Below are 15,618 nucleotides of genomic sequence, written 5' to 3' on the forward strand. Positions count from 1 at the left end.
GAATGTATTTCCCATGGTTAAATGAGGGCTTACAGATAAAGCTTCAGTGAGTGATTTCATGCTTTGCATCGCTATTCTCCCCAGAAAGCAATGCAGATACAAACAAGAAACTTCCATCACTCGCTCATACTGTAAATAGACACATAAGAAAAAGCCCAAACAAAGGCAGGTCTCTCAAATACAATGAGCAAAAACCTACCCGCCTGGGCTTTTATCCCTTCGGTGTCATATCCACTTCTTTTCAAAAATGAATATGTGAATCGCTTGGACCAAACTTTCTACTAACGTAAAAATGGGAACCTAGATTCACTTTTTACTCATAGTCCTATCATTTACGGTGATAAGGTAGAAACGTCTGAGCCATATTCTCAAACATATATGAGTGAACCGTATTTAGCTTTTTCTTGTCTACAAATATACTATAGGTCTTTCTGTAAGTCAACTATAAACGAATAATCTTTTTAATAAAATTATATATAGTTCGCCTTTTACAAAAGTTTACTTTTTTAAAAAGTTTGTTAAACTATCTAACACAGTAGTTGCATCTTCCTATAATCCTGCTTATACTTCGAACTACTTACATTACCTATAAAGGTCTTCACTCTGTTGAAGACAAAAAAGCGATCTAGGGTTCCGTTTAACACATGTTAAAGGCTGGTCCGAGAGAGAGCGTACGGAATGGTTCCGTATACACGGAGGGATAAAAGCCTGGGAGAATGACATCATTCTCCCAGGCTTTTCTTTTTTACTACTATAAAATAGAGGAAAGAAGGGATTTATATGAACAACCAACCAGCGTTAAGTAAATCGCTAAAGGTGTATCAAATTGTGTTTTTGGGTCTTGCCTGGATGACTCCGATGATTTTCTTTACAGTTTACGGAGTAGCCTACGATGCGGCTGGAGGGCAAATGGTCCTTGCTTATTTAATCGCTTTTTTAGCTATCTTTTTTACCGCATATAGCTACAGCCGAATGGTAAAAGCATATCCGATAGCGGGATCTGCTTATACGTATACGAAAAAAGCTATACATCCTCGCCTTGGCTTTTTAGTAGGCTGGGCACTTCTTTTAGACTATATTTTCTCCCCTATTATCGCTATTTTAACATTTGGTATTTTTATGCATACGGAATTCCCTTCTATTCCTGTATACGTATGGGTCATCGTCATGAACATTATCTTAGCTTTAGTCAATATTGTTGGTATTAAATCTGTAGCTCGTATAAGCGGCATCTCCGTTGTAGTTCAGATTCTCTTTATAAGTTTTTTTTGTTTATTTATCGTCAAAGATATTGCAACAGGTCAAGCTAGTTCTTCTACTCTTTTTTCACTTCATCCTTTTTTGGCTTCAGATGTACCGTTTACGACTATTTTTTCTGGAGCTGCGCTCATTTGCTTTTGCTTTTTAGGATTTGATGCAGTTACAACAATGGCGGAAGAAACGATTCAACCGGAAAAGACAATTCCAAAAGCCATTTTTCTTATTGTTTGTATCGCAGCTGTTATGTACATCGCTATCTCGTATTTTACACAGATTGCCTATCCGGGATTCACGTTTACTAACCCTGATAATGCAGCCTACACCCTTGTAAGATTAGTGGGCGGAAATCTTTTAAGCAGTCTATTTATTACGGTATTAATTATTGCAACCTTTACCCAAGGAGTTTCTTCAGTCACAAGCGTTACTCGCTTTTTATATGCTTTAGGCCGTGAATCCGTACTGCCTCAAAAGGTATTTTCATATATTCATCCAACGTTTAAAACGCCCGTGGTGAATATCTTGCTTGTTACCGCTTTTTCGTTTTTGGGAATGTTCATTGATTTAAACACAGCCGTCACTTTTGTCAGTTTCGGTGCCTTAACCGCTTTTACATTTGTGAATGTATCAGTCATTGCCCATTTTTATATTAAGTTAAAGAAACGGTCGTTTACTGAAACAATACTCTATTTAATCTTCCCTTTGATCGGAGCGGCATTTATCGGATGGCTGCTCACACTGTTAAACAAAGACACTCTTTTGATTGGTGTCGCCTGGCTTACTGTTGGATTTCTCTATTTATTTGTAAAATCTCGACTGTCGGCTCCTTTTGTAAAGAGAGATCACTCAAAAGTGACGGTCCCTGAAAAATAAACTAAAAAATCAGTTTTTGTGTCAGGTATTCTAACAAACTGCTTGTCAACTCGTTTTCACTCATACTATACTACGATTAATCGAAAGCCACAAATGGATAAAGGTTCTTACAGCCGTTAAGAACAAAAAAGCTGTCTAGGGTTCCGTTTAACATATGTTAAAGACTGGTCCGAGAGAGAGCGATATAGCGCTACGCTGTATAACACGGAAGGATAAAAGCCTGGGAGACTACTCTCTCAGGCTTTTATCCTTTTTTTATTCTAAGGAGGTTATTTTATGAGTTCTATCTGGAAGCAAACAATTCCAGCTGGTGGAAAATGGTCAGGCCGAATTGGAAGAGGAAAATCGGTGAAGTTTACCGCACAAGAATCCGGTGCAAATGTGTCCCTACTATTATACAACGCTTATGATTTAACAGAACGATACAACATGCCCGATACCTTAAAAGCTCAGCACACTGCTCACTTAACAAAAGGACACGTTCTGATGAGTGACAACGGCAGAGCATTTGCAAGCATCACTGCTGACACCACCGGCTGGCATGATACCATTTCAGGCTACACTACGCGCAGCTTAACTCATCAAAAATACGGCGCATCTACTTATCAAGAATCTCGAAACGAATGGCGAAGAAATGGCGAAGAAAATTTTTCAATGGAGCTTTTGCGCAACGGTTTAACAACACGGGATCTAGTCCCTAACCTTAACTTATTTTCAAAAGTATACTGCGACGAAAAAGGCAATATGAATTTTGTTTCTTCTCATTGCAAAAAAGGAGATTTTATTACGCTTAGAACAGAAATGGATTTACTTTTTCTACTGTCTAATACACCTAACCCTCTAGACCCGAGCGGAACGTACCCTTCTGTTCCGATTGAAATAACCGTAGATGAAGCAGCTCCTGTAAGCTCAGACGACTACTGTTTAAATTTCAGACCTGAAAATAAACGAGCGTTTGAAAACACATGGTCTTATGATCTATTGCTTGGAAATAAAACACTATCAACAATTTAAAAATAAAGGAGGCTTTATAGTGGCTATATTTAATCGAGTGGAAAGCAACAGAAAAATAGAGAACGCAATTTATGATGAAACGGTACTGGCTGGGGACGGCTGGATGCACGAGCTTAAACCCGGCCAAACGCTTAGAGTAATAGATGTAGAAGGCAATCAAGCAGCGGATACTTTATTCTTTGATGCTGAAAACCTAGAAGATCATTACAGTGCAGTATCTACGATTGCTAATCAAGGAAATATTTATTTATCCACCGGCACAGTGCTGCTTTCTCAATCTGGCAAAGAACTAGTCAAAATTGTTGCTGACACGTGCGGACGCCACGACACCTTAGGCGGAGCTTGTTCGGCACAAAGCAACACCGTACGTTATACACATGACACGCTTCCGATGCATAACTGCCGAGATACATTTATGCTTCAGCTATCAAAATATGATAGCCGTTACACCAAAAGAGATTTGGCACCAAACGTAAACTTTTTTATGAATGTACCTGTGACGCCAAGCGGCGGATTAACGTTTAATGACGGGGTATCTGCCCCTGGATACTATGTAGAAATGGAAGCTATCAATCCTACACTTGTATTGATCAGCAACTGCCCTCAGCTTAACAACCCGTGCAACGATTATAACCCTACCCCTATTCGCTTAGTTATTTGGGATTCATTATAAAAAGGAGTGTTCATCTATGTTTACAAAAGTATTAATTGCGAACCGAGGAGCAATTGCCGTTAGAATTGAGCGAACATTACGACATTTCGGAGTGGAATCTGTAGCTGTTTATACAGAAGCTGATCAAGACAGCATGCACGTTGATGAAGCAGATGAAGCCATTTTAATTGGCAGCGGCCCGGTCAAAGAAAGTTATTTAAACGAAGACCTTATTCTAGATATTGCAAAGAAAACAGGCGCGGAAGCTATTCATCCAGGCTACGGTTTTTTAAGCGAAAACGCGGAATTTGCTCGTCGCTGTCAGGCTGAAGGAATTGTATTTATTGGTCCTACACCTCAACAAATGGAAATATTCGGATTAAAACATTCAGCTCGGGAAATTGCGCAAAAAGCCGATGTGCCTTTGCTGCCCGGTACACCTCTTATTACAGATGTATCAGAAGCTGTATGTGCTGCTGAAGAGATTGGCTATCCCGTTATGTTAAAAAGTACAGCTGGCGGCGGCGGAATTGGAATGCGTGTTTGCCAAGATGAAAAAGCGCTTCAAGCAGCTTTTGACTCAGTTTGCCATTTAGCACAAACAAACTTTAAAAACAGCGGTGTTTTTTTAGAGAAATACATTCAAAAAGCTCGCCATGTAGAAGTTCAAATCTTCGGGAATTCTTTTGGAGAAGTAGTGGCTTTAGGAGAACGCGACTGCTCTATTCAGCGAAGAAATCAAAAAGTAATTGAAGAAAGTCCAGCTCCAAACTTCCCTTCATATATACGGGAAAATATGCTGCAAGCAGCTACGCGACTAGCTAAAGAAGTCGGATATCGAAGCGCAGGAACGGTAGAGTTTCTTTATGACGCCGAAGCGGAGAAATTTTATTTTTTAGAAGTAAATACTCGCCTTCAAGTAGAGCACGGCGTTACAGAAGAAGTGTTAAACGTTGATTTAGTAGAATGGATGCTTAAAGAAGCATGCGATGAGCTAGTAAACCTTCCTTCTTTGCTTCCTGTGCCTTCAGGTCACAGTATCCAAGCTCGTATTTATGCAGAAGATTGCTTAAATGATTTTCGTCCCAGCGGCGGGCAAATCGACCAAGTAATGTTCTCTAAAAGTGCTCGAGTTGAAACTTGGGTACGAGATGGGATTACTGTAACATCACTTTATGATCCTATGCTGGCTAAAATTATCGTTCATGGAAAAACACGAGAAGAAGCCCTTCTAAAATTGAGCGCTGTTTTAAAAGAAACAAGATTATACGGCGTTACTACTAATCTTCAATACTTGCAGGGACTGCTAGAAGAAAAAGCGTGCAAAACAGGCGACGTGTATACTCAAATGCTTAACTCATATAATCCGAGCGAACAAGCACTCGAAGTCTTAGACGGAGGCGTTCAGTCCACTGTTCAAGATTACCCGGGACGCACCGGACACTGGAACGTAGGGGTTCCTCCGTGCGGTCCAATGGATCCTTTTGCTTTTCGCATAGGAAATAAACTTCTCGGAAACTCCCCGGATGCACCAGGGATTGAAATGACTCTCCGAGGCGGCTCTTATAAATTTAGAGACAATCTATCTTTTTGCATTACGGGTGCTAATATGCATGCTACATTAGACGGCGCAGAAATCCCTATGTATAAGACCATTAAAGCAAAGCCGGGACAAATTCTTTCATTTAGTGAAGCAACCGAAGGAATGCGTACGTATTTACTGATTGGCGGCGGACTTGATATGCCTAAAATATTAGGCAGTTCTTCTACTTTTACACTAGGAAGCTTCGGAGGACACGGCGGTAGAGCGCTTCGTACGGGAGATGTACTGCGTGTCTCTGACTACTCTCACGTTGAAAATGAACTTGCCCTTCCCTATCAGCCAGCCATGTCTAAAGAATGGTCAATCGGGGTAATTCCCGGCCCTCATTGTACAGAAGAGTTTTTACAGCCAGAATATTTACAGCAGCTAACAGATACAAAGTGGGAAGTTCATTTTAACAGTTCTAGAACAGGCGTGAGGTTAATAGGTCCCGCTCCTTTTTGGACCCGTGAAGATGGAGGAGAAGCCGGTTTGCATCCATCAAATATTCATGATAACGCATATGCCATCGGCACCTTAGACTTAACGGGAGATATGCCTATTTTACTTGGCCCAGACGGTCCGAGTCTTGGCGGCTTTGTTTGCCCTGTTACCACCGCTTCAGCAGAGTTTTGGAAAATAGGACAGCTTCATCCCGGAGATAAAATTTCGTTTAAATTAATTGACCTTGAACAAGCTGAAAAAATCAAATGTACTCAGGAAGACTTTTTGCAGCATATCGGAACATCTGCATCACTTCCTGTACTTACAAATCCAGTAGCACAGCCGCTCAAAAGCGATTATCCGCTGCTGATTAACGAAACAGAAAATAGACGCTTCCCATTTTCCGTCCGCTGCTCAGGCGATGCGAATATACTTGTGGAATACGGAGAAATGGAGCTCGATCTGCTGCTTCGCTTCCAAGTACATGCTTTAATGGAAGCTATCCAAAAGCGTGAGGATTTACCGGTTCTAGATTTAACGCCTGGTATCCGTTCTCTTCAAATTCATATTGATGCAACAAAGATGTCTATTCTTGAACTTTGTCAGCACATTTCAGCTATTGACCGTGCGCTTCCTCCTCTTGAAGAGATGGAAGTTCCGTCTCGTATTGTAAAACTTCCACTTTCATGGGATGATCCTGCAACTCAATTAGCTATTGAACGCTATCAGCAAAACGTTCGTCCAGATGCACCATGGTGTCCAAGCAACCTAGAGTTTATTCGCCGAGTAAACGGTCTGAACCACCTTGAAGATGTTAAACGAGTTGTATTTGATGCTAATTATCTTGTAATGGGGCTTGGAGATGTATATTTAGGCGCACCTGTTGCTACGCCTCTAGACCCTCGTCACCGTTTAGTTACAACGAAATATAATCCTGCCCGTACATGGACGCCTGAAAATGCAGTTGGTATTGGCGGTGCGTATATGTGCGTATACGGAATGGAAGGTCCTGGCGGCTATCAATTTGTGGGACGCACGATTCAAATGTGGAACCGACTTCGTCAAACGGAAAGTTTTGAAGCAGGAAAACCGTGGCTTCTTCGTTTCTTTGATCAAATTCAATTTTACCCAGTAGAAGCAGATGAGCTTTTAAAACTGCGCGAAGATTTCCTTCGTGGGAGATTTGAAGCAGATATTACGGAGACAACGTTTAAACTTGGAGAATATTTAGATTTTCTTTCATCCATTGAAGAAAGCACGGCTGCTTTTCGTCATACCCAGCAGGGTGCTTTTCAAACAGAACGAGAAAATTGGAAAGCACTTGGTTTAGCTGAGTACGTCTCTGAACATGAAACAGCTGAAATTACGGAACAAAAACTGCCCGAAGGTACGGAAGCCGCGCGCTGTACAATGCCGGGAAGCGTATGGAAAGTTCTTGTAGAAGAAGGACAAAAAGTTGAAAAAGGCGATACGTTAATTATCGAAGAAAGCATGAAAATGGAGTTTCCGCAGCTAGCACCTATGGATGGATATATCAGTTCTATTCATGTAAAACCCGGCGATGAAGTACAAGCTGGACAGCTGATTGCCGGTATAAAAGCCTTTGCTCCAATTACTCATTAAGGACGGTGGATACAATGAAAACAGTGAGCTTGCCTAAAACATTTTCGGTTCAATGGTTACGTGATATGTATATCAAAAAAGAATTAACTCCGGAAGATGTAGTACATCAAATTCTTACGCGTGTAGAAGCTGACAAAGACATGAATATTTGGATTACCCCTCCTACACTCGATGAGTTAAAACCTTATCTGGATCGCTTAGCTACGCTAAGCCCTGAAGCGTTGCCTTTGTGGGGAATTCCATTCGCCATTAAAGATAATATCGATGTAGCACATGTACCGACGACAGCCGGATGTAAAGAATATACGTATATCCCTTCTGCACATGCGACTGTTGTTCAACGTCTTATCGATGCAGGTGCTATTCCTCTTGGAAAGACCAACTTGGACCAATTTGCTACAGGACTGGTCGGGACACGAAGCCCATATGGCGAAACGCACAATGCGTTAAAGCCAGAGCTCATTAGCGGCGGATCGAGCTCAGGGTCAGCTGTATCCGTAGCTCGGGGTCATGCTGCTTTTTCTTTAGGCACCGATACAGCAGGTTCAGGGCGGGTTCCAGCTGGTTTAAACCGTCTAATCGGCTATAAACCTTCCCTCGGAGCTTGGCCATCTGCAGGTGTAGTTCCGGCATGTAAAAGCTTAGACTGCGTCACTGCTTTTGCTCATGAATGGAGTGACGTACTGCTCGTAGATTCCATTATTAGAGGAGTAGACGATCGAGACCCATGGTCACGCTCTGTTGTTCGGGCTTCTTCGGCGCTTCCTGAAAAAATTTATATGGTAAAAGAACCGCTTTCGTTTTACGGGCCGTTTGCTGAGCAGTACGAAAAAGCGTGGAAACAAGCTGTGAAAAAGATTGAAGATTTATCTATTCTCATCGAATACATTGACGGCTCGTATTTAAGTGAAGCAGCTGCTTTATTATATGACGGCCCTTACGTAGCAGAGCGCTGGGCTGACTTGGGAGAATTTATCACTTCTCATGAAGAAACAGCCTTTCCTGTAACCGAGCAAGTGCTTCGTTCAGGAGCTAAATCAGAATATGATGCTGCTGCTTTATTTCAAGCTTCACATAAGCTTCAATCCTTTAAACATAAAGCATATCATCAACTTAAAAATGCTGTTCTTGTTATGCCGACAGCAGGCGGAACGTGGACGCGGGAACAAGTAAGAGAAAATCCAATTGAAACAAACAGTGACATGGGGCGTTTTACAAATCATTGTAACTTACTCGACTTGTGTGCCATCTCTCTTCCATCTCAAGATGCGGATCTTGATTTACCGTTTGGCATTTCATTTTTCTCTGCATTTGACGGCGAACAATTCATTTGCGGACTCAGCGAGTTGTTTTTAAATGGGGAAGGAACGGTTGATTCAAAAAAAGATACAACATTAGTAGCTGTTTGCGGTTTGCATATGCGCGGGTTTCCACTTGAATCTCAAATGCGTGAACACGGAGCTTCATTCGTACGAAAAGACCAAACCGCTCCTTATTACCAGCTTTTTAAACTGCCTACTTCTCCAGCAAAACCGGGGCTGTTGCGAACACATCAACAAGGAGAAAAAATTGAAGTTGAACTTTGGGAAATGCCTTTATCACTACTCGGCTCTTTTGCCGATTCTATCCCTTCTCCTCTCGGACTAGGCAAAATCACTCTTGAAGACGGCAGTGAAGTAGCGGGTTTTCTTTGTGAAGCTCATGCGACAGAAGATGCGGAGGATATTACGTCTTATAGAAGCTGGCGGGCTCTCTCAACTTACTAATAAATCGATTATTTACTAAGCTGTTGAGTACATTCTCAACAGCTCCTTTTCATCAAACCTTCACTGTATATAAAAATAAGAACTTAGCATTAATTATGACGAAGTGAATGTATGATGTCACACTTTTATATTTATTATTGATTCTTACGTTTACCGTTTTAACAGAAAATACCCCCACTTTAAGCTTGCTAAGTGGGGGTACTTCAATTAAATACACCTAAAAGGTAAGCTGCACAATGCTCTCCATAATACCTATCGTGTAGAATGGAAACGCAGCTGATCTTGATGAGAAACATACTTCTTGCGCGGATGCCTATCTAAGTATTGTTTAGCAGTTTGTAAACATTGGCGCGCAAACTCTTCATATCCTAGTTCGTTGGCACGTTTTACATTTGGCAACTCTATGGAATAAGGAACCTGCGGGATACGATTAATAATACTTGCAACATCAATGCCTTCTTCATTTAAATACAATCGTTCTTCTCTAAGAACTCGAGTCATCTCCTCCTTTGAACTCGGAATTTCCGCAGAAGCATTGCAAAGATGAAGATAGCGAAACCACTCACGAGGCACGTCTTCCAAATCTTCCACCTTATCTCCTGATCGATGAAAATGGTGGATATCAATCATAAGACCTGCATTTTCACGATTAGCCGTATGAAGAACATCCATTGCGCCTTTAAGGTTGTATACGCTCGCAATAGGAACAAATTCTAATTCAATGGTTAATCCAAAAGGCTTAGCTAGATCACAGAGTTCAGCAAAGCATTCGATACCAAAATTGCGATCGTCCGTCCAAATGCTGCTAAGGACGTGGCGTCCTCCAAGTTCAGCAGCTGCTTCCATTGCAGGTAAGTAACGTTTTGGATCAACTCCCTCATAGATACGTGCTAACTCTATATCAAGAAGCTTCACTCCTGTTTCTGACATAGCAGATTTTGTTTCTCGCATCAGCTGCTTATTTTCAGCTAACGCATAGTTAGGCTCTCCAGGCAACCCCATGTAAATAGGCCTTAAACTAACAAAATCATATCCTGCCTTCGCAGCCATATACGTCATTTCAGGCGGGGAACATCCAAGAACAGTAAGATACGCAAGGGAAAATTGATTAGGCATTTTATAAATTCCTCCTTTATCCAAACGAATTAGATCGATCTAATCAAAATGACGATATATGCTTATAAACGTCCTACATATTGATTTGATTTTAATTCTCTGTAGGCAGTCTTAATACAATCATCTTCGTTTCAGTCATTTCTTCAACGGCGTAACGTGGACCTTCTCTGCCAATACCGCTGTTTTTCACTCCGCCATATGGCCAATGATCTAATCTAAAGTTAGATGTTCCATTAATAACTACACCGCCCATTTCAAGAGAATGAGCTACTTTATAAGCCAAATCCATTTTGTTCGTAAAAATCCCTGCTTGAAGACCAAAAGCAGAATCATTTGTCTCTTCAATAGCTTCTTCAATCGTATCGTACGGCACAATACTAATAATAGGGCCAAATACTTCTTCACAAATAACTTTACTTTCTTTAGAAGGGTTTAGTAGAACGGTAGGTTCCACCGTAGCTCCGCGGCGCTTTCCTCCGCATATCACTTGTGCCCCCGACTGTACGGCCTCATCAATCCAGCTCGTCACTCGCTCAGCTGCATGGACATCTACTACACACCCTACATCCGTATCAGGCAATAAGGGATCTCCGATTTTAAGTGTTAGCACCTCTTCTTTTAAAAGATTGGTAAACTCAGAGACCACAGATTGATGTACATAAATTCTCTGAACAGAGATACAGCTCTGACCGGAATTGCTAAATCCGGTTTTAGCACACATAGCCGCAGCACGGTTTAAATCTGCGTCGTTATGGACGATCGTTGCAGCATTTCCTCCTAGCTCTAGCAATACTTTTTTCATTCCAGCTAGCTCACAAATATTTTTACTAGCTACCGTTCCACCTGTAAATGAAATAATGTTCACGCGATCATCTTTTACAATTTGCTGTGCAACCTGTCTTCGACCAAGCACCATATTTACAGCATCTTTAGGAAATCCTGCCCGCAGCAGCAGCTTTAAGAGCTCTGTTGCAATTAAAGTTGTTTGCGAAGACGGCTTTAAAATCACACTATTCCCAGCAGCAAAAGCCGGCCCAATTTTATGGCATACAAGATTTAAAGGAGCGTTAAACGGTGTGATAGCCGCTACAACACCAACGGGCACTCGAAAAGTAGATGCAATAGCTTGTGCACCACGTTCTGAAACGTCGCCAGGCAATGTTTCACCAATCAATCTTTTTGCTTCTTCCCCTGACAGTTCCAATGTTTCGATTGAACGGGCCACTTCGTCCAGCGTATTTTTCAAAGGCTTTCCTAATTCTAAAGAAATAAGTCGAGCAAACTTTTCTTTCTCTTGTTCTAGTAATAGAGCCGCTTTCTTTAAAATTTTAGAACGCTTGTAAGAAGAAAGGGCGGCGACATGTTTTTTTGCTTCATAGGCTGATACTAATGCTTTTTCAACATCTTCTTCATTCGCTAATAGCTGCTCACCTATGACTTCTCCAGAATAGGGGTTTTTTATTAAAGCAACTTCTCGATCTTCAATAATCCATCCACCGTTAATATAAGGCTGTGATTTCTTTTGAATAGTTTCTATCATGTTTAGCACCAACTTTTCATTTTTATTAAACAAACTTTTATATAAAACAAGGCCTGAACGTTTTTACATGAGAGGAAAATAGATCGATCTAATTTATTTTAATTTGAACGCTCCCATTACCTCCTAAAAGGTTATCATGTTCACGGCTTAGTTATACTAATTTCTCTTGAACCTTTGGCTTGGCATGAAGTTCTGAACAAGGACCTGCTTGCAGCATATAGCTTCCACCGTCATGACCAATTACTTGCTTCACCTCTTTTGCTGCTTCAATAAGCTTGTTAAGATCAATGCCCGTATGAATTCCCATTTCACTTAATCCATGAACCAGATCTTCTGTAGCTATATTTCCAGTGGCACCTGGAGCGTAAGGACACCCTCCTAAACCGATAATAGAACTATCAAAATGAATAACACCCTGCTGCAAAGCAGCCACTACATTAGAAAATGCCATTCCTCTCGTATTGTGCAAATGCATGGAGAAAATAATGCCGGGATAATTTTGTTTAAGAAACCCTAGCATACGATACACTTGCTGAGGATTTGCCATCCCCGTTGTATCCGCTAAAGAAATTTCTTCCACCCCCATCATTCTGTATCGTTCTACAATAGAAGAAATGCGTTCTATAGCAACTTTTCCTTCATAAGGACATCCAAACGCTACCGAAATTGAACCTCCCACTTTAACGTTATGCTTTTCCGCTAATTCGATAATAGGATAAAAACCTTTTTGGGCTTCTTCTACAGAACAATTTGCGTTAGATAAGCTGTGAGAATCTGTAGCTGAAAGCATAAGCTTTAACTTTTTCACTCCGGCGTCAATGGCTCTCTGTGCACCTTTTACATTCGGCACTAACGCGCGAAATTTGATATTTGTTAAATCTTGAACACTTTCTACGACCTGCTCGGCATCCTTTAACTGAGGAATCGCTCTCGGATGTACAAAAGATGTAATTTCCATTGATTGAATGCCTGTCTTGGCTAGCTGACGGATAATAGATATTTTTTCTTTTGTAGGAATCCACTCATGTTCAGCTTGAAACCCATCCCTTGGGGCTACTTCACAGATTATGACTTTTTCCGGTAATTCTATTTTTTGAATAGTATTCATTAAATAACCCCCTTTTCTTTTAACACCGCTAAGTCTTCACTTGATAACCCCAGTTTTCCGCCTAGAATTTCTTCATTATGTTCTCCCAATTCAGGGGCACGATGACGAATTGCTCCCGGTGTATGTGAAAACTTTGGCACTACTCCCGGAACCTTAATTTTTCCTAGGCGGGGGTGCTCTACTTCTACAATGTTTTCTCGTTCTCTATACTGAGGATCATTAAATATATCTTCAATGCTGTAGATAGGACTAACTGGCACGCCAAATGAATCTAACTTTGCCTGCAGCTCGTCTTGAGTGAAGGACTTAATCCAATTTGACACAATTTCCTGAACTTCATGATCATGCTTTAGACGCTCTACGTTTGTATAGTACCGCGGATCCTTTAACATATCTTTTCTTTCCATTGCTTCTGCAAGACGATCAAAGGTAGAGTCTGTACTGCATACTAATACAACAAACTTTCGGTCTTTTGTTTCATATGTGCCTGCAGGGCTTGAGTGACCCGCAAGTCCAGGGCTTCTCTCTCTTACTTTTCCGTTTTGATCATATTCAGCGATTAAAAACTCCATCATTCGAAAAATAGATTCATATAATCCCATTTCTACTACTTGACCATCGGGCTGTTCGTGTACATCTCTATGATAGATTGCGCTTACACAAGCGAACGCAGTATATATGCCCGTTACATAATCTAGTAAAGAGTAAGAAGGACTGACGGGCGGACGATCTGAATATCCTTGTAAATAAGTATGTCCGCTAAATGCTGTCCCTGGTGTACCAAATCCAGCTTTTTCTCGATAAGGACCTGTTTGTCCATAACCTGATACGCGCACCATTACTAGCTTAGGGTTAACTTTTTTAAGCTCTTCATATCCTAAGTTCCATTTTTCCAGTGTACCCGGGCGAAAATTTTCAATTAAAATGTCTACTCCACTAATTAGCTTTTTGAAAATTTCTGCTCCTTCTTCTGATCGAATGTCCAGCGTAACAGACTTTTTATTGCGAGCAAGTCCGGGCCACCTTAAAGGTTCAGTCCCTTTCCAAGGCCCTACAGTCCGAAGCGTATCTCCTTTTCCCGGAAGCTCAATTTTGGTTACTTCCGCCCCCAAGTCCGCTAGTAAAGTAGCTCCAAAGGGAGCAGCAATCATAGTAGAAATATCTAGTATTTGAACTCCTGTTAAAGGTCCATAATTTTTGGTTAACACGTTGAATCCCCTCCGGTAATAACTGTTTGTATGCTTAATTAAGATAATTAATTAGTAGATTTCCTTTGATATGTTAAAAATGAATACTAGCAGTCGAAATATTAAGATTATTTATTTTTCTAAAGTTAACTCTTTTTCTTCTAATAGAATAGACTCTTTGCTTTCAATCGGGTCTAAATCTGTTAATAAGAACGTATAGCTTAAAATTCCAATCACTAAAAAAGCAGCTGCTAAAAGGAAAGCATACATAAATGAACCCGTGGCTTGAACAATAAACCCAGTCGTAATAGGTGCAACAATAGCCATCGAGTTATTCCCAAATGTTAAAAGTCCCGTTAATGTTCCTACCGTTCCTTTTGGTGCAATAAATGTAGGAATGCTGTAGGCAACAGCAGATGTGACAACAAGACCTCCAAGTGCTGTTGAAATCCAAAATACAGCTACGTTCGCACTGTGAGTAAACGCTGCCCCAATAATTGACAAACCAAATACCATACCTATTACTAGAAAAAACTTGCTGACACGCGTCCGGTTATACCCTTTGTTAATAAGACGATCAACAAGCCAACCCCCGATTACTATTTCAGTAATGGTACCTACAATCCACGGTATGGCCGAGTACCAGCCTGATTTTAAAATAGACATGTTCATTTCTGTTGCTAAATATCCAGGAAGCCAAGTCAAGAACAAAAACCATGAATAGCCGTATGCCGCAAATCCAATGAATACTGCCCAGACTTTTCTTTTAGTTAGCAAATATCGAATGTTCTCCATTGCACTGCCTTTAACTTCTTCTGAACTTTGAGAACCGCCTTGAACAATGTAGTCATATTCTTCTTTCGTCAAACGCTCATCTTCATGAGGTTCACGATACCAGATCCAATAAACAATAGCATATATGAAACTAAGAATAGCAGTTGCTAAGAAACCGCCTCGCCAGCCCCACTCTGTTACAATTAGTGCTAATATAGGCGCTCCGATGGCGTTGGAAAGTTTGGATTGAGAATCATAAGCTGCAATAGCTTTTCCGCGTTCCTGACGCGGAACCCAATGGCTAACTGCTTTAGCAGCAGATGGAAAGAACGGTGCTTCTCCAACTCCTAACAGCACTCGAGATAAAATAATTAACCCCCATCCATTTGCTACTGCAGTTAAAAGACAAGCTACTGTCCATATCACGGTCGCTACACGCGTTACCCATTTTACGCCTATTTTATCTAGCAAAGGCCCTATAGGAAGTTGAAGTAAAGCGTAAGACCATGCAAATGCTGATAGGAAAATCCCCATCTGACCTGCTGTCAAGTTAAATTCTTTTTGTAACAATGGCATAGCAATGGACATATTAATTCGATCAAAATAGTTTACAACTACACCAACCGCAATCAAGAATACAATTGACCAACGATGTTTTTTCATTCTTTTCCCTCACTCATAA

The 15,618-nt window shown here is 40.9% G+C and carries 10 protein-coding genes and 3 riboswitches; of the genes, 5 read left to right on the forward strand and 5 right to left on the reverse strand.

Annotated elements, in window-relative coordinates:
* Positions 1–300 precede the first annotated feature (300 nt).
* Positions 301–402, reverse strand: a riboswitch (purine riboswitch).
* A gap of 212 nt (positions 403–614) precedes the next feature.
* A riboswitch (guanidine-I (ykkC/yxkD leader) is annotated at positions 615–717 on the forward strand.
* A gap of 63 nt (positions 718–780) precedes the next feature.
* From LAV82_RS09995 to atzF, 5 genes are all read left to right on the forward strand, one after another.
* Positions 781–2,130, forward strand: coding sequence for an APC family permease (locus LAV82_RS09995; RefSeq protein ID WP_499716016.1), 1,350 nt, complete (start codon positions 781–783; stop codon positions 2,128–2,130).
* 124 nt (positions 2,131–2,254) lie between these two features.
* Positions 2,255–2,359: riboswitch (guanidine-I (ykkC/yxkD leader) on the forward strand.
* A 47-nt stretch (positions 2,360–2,406) separates the two neighbouring features.
* Positions 2,407–3,144 carry an urea amidolyase associated protein UAAP1 gene (locus tag LAV82_RS10000; RefSeq protein WP_499716017.1) on the forward strand — a complete coding sequence of 246 codons (738 nt, stop codon included), beginning with the start codon at positions 2,407–2,409 and terminating at the stop codon, positions 3,142–3,144.
* A gap of 19 nt (positions 3,145–3,163) precedes the next feature.
* Positions 3,164–3,817 (forward strand): urea amidolyase associated protein UAAP2, encoded by a 654-nt coding sequence (locus LAV82_RS10005; protein ID WP_274156011.1) that lies wholly within the window; start codon positions 3,164–3,166, stop codon positions 3,815–3,817.
* A 16-nt stretch (positions 3,818–3,833) separates the two neighbouring features.
* Positions 3,834–7,445 carry an urea carboxylase gene (gene uca, locus LAV82_RS10010; RefSeq protein WP_499716018.1) on the forward strand — a complete coding sequence of 1,204 codons (3,612 nt, stop codon included), beginning with the start codon at positions 3,834–3,836 and terminating at the stop codon, positions 7,443–7,445.
* Positions 7,446–7,459: 14 nt separating this feature from the next.
* Complete coding sequence (atzF, locus tag LAV82_RS10015) at positions 7,460–9,211, forward strand: allophanate hydrolase (RefSeq protein ID WP_499716019.1); 1,752 nt, start codon at positions 7,460–7,462, stop codon at positions 9,209–9,211.
* 252 nt (positions 9,212–9,463) lie between these two features.
* Here the strand turns inward: atzF and LAV82_RS10020 are convergent, their stop codons facing one another.
* The 5 genes from LAV82_RS10020 to LAV82_RS10040 form a co-directional block, all read right to left on the reverse strand.
* Complete coding sequence (locus LAV82_RS10020) at positions 9,464–10,327, reverse strand: sugar phosphate isomerase/epimerase family protein (RefSeq protein ID WP_499716020.1); 864 nt, start codon at positions 10,325–10,327, stop codon at positions 9,464–9,466.
* Positions 10,328–10,418: 91 nt separating this feature from the next.
* Positions 10,419–11,867 (reverse strand): aldehyde dehydrogenase family protein, encoded by a 1,449-nt coding sequence (locus LAV82_RS10025; RefSeq protein ID WP_499716021.1) that lies wholly within the window; start codon positions 11,865–11,867, stop codon positions 10,419–10,421.
* 151 nt (positions 11,868–12,018) lie between these two features.
* A complete protein-coding gene (locus LAV82_RS10030) occupies positions 12,019–12,975 on the reverse strand; it encodes a hydroxymethylglutaryl-CoA lyase (protein WP_034653992.1) in 957 nt (318 codons plus the stop codon).
* On the reverse strand, positions 12,975–14,183 hold the full coding sequence (locus LAV82_RS10035; protein WP_499716022.1) for a CaiB/BaiF CoA transferase family protein: 1,209 nt from the start codon (positions 14,181–14,183) through the stop codon (positions 12,975–12,977). Before LAV82_RS10035 ends, LAV82_RS10030 begins: the two co-directional genes overlap by 1 nt.
* 111 nt (positions 14,184–14,294) lie before the next feature.
* On the reverse strand, positions 14,295–15,599 hold the full coding sequence (locus LAV82_RS10040) for an MFS transporter (RefSeq protein WP_013081988.1): 1,305 nt from the start codon (positions 15,597–15,599) through the stop codon (positions 14,295–14,297).
* Positions 15,600–15,618: the final 19 nt, after the last annotated feature.

It is taken from the genome of Bacillus sp. ILBB4, from assembly GCF_035064545.1.
Classification (GTDB): domain Bacteria; phylum Bacillota; class Bacilli; order Bacillales; family Bacillaceae_H; genus Priestia.

Coding starts and splice junctions, on each gene's coding strand:
- LAV82_RS10000 (WP_499716017.1), top strand. CDS start 2,407: ATGAGTTCTATCTGGAAGCAAACAATTCCAGCTGGTGGAAAATGGTCA.
- uca (WP_499716018.1), top strand. CDS start 3,834: ATGTTTACAAAAGTATTAATTGCGAACCGAGGAGCAATTGCCGTTAGA.
- LAV82_RS10025 (WP_499716021.1), bottom strand. CDS start 11,867: ATGATAGAAACTATTCAAAAGAAATCACAGCCTTATATTAACGGTGGA.
- LAV82_RS10030 (WP_034653992.1), bottom strand. CDS start 12,975: ATGAATACTATTCAAAAAATAGAATTACCGGAAAAAGTCATAATCTGT.
- atzF (WP_499716019.1), top strand. CDS start 7,460: ATGAAAACAGTGAGCTTGCCTAAAACATTTTCGGTTCAATGGTTACGT.
- LAV82_RS10020 (WP_499716020.1), bottom strand. CDS start 10,327: ATGCCTAATCAATTTTCCCTTGCGTATCTTACTGTTCTTGGATGTTCC.
- LAV82_RS10040 (WP_013081988.1), bottom strand. CDS start 15,599: ATGAAAAAACATCGTTGGTCAATTGTATTCTTGATTGCGGTTGGTGTA.
- LAV82_RS09995 (WP_499716016.1), top strand. CDS start 781: ATGAACAACCAACCAGCGTTAAGTAAATCGCTAAAGGTGTATCAAATT.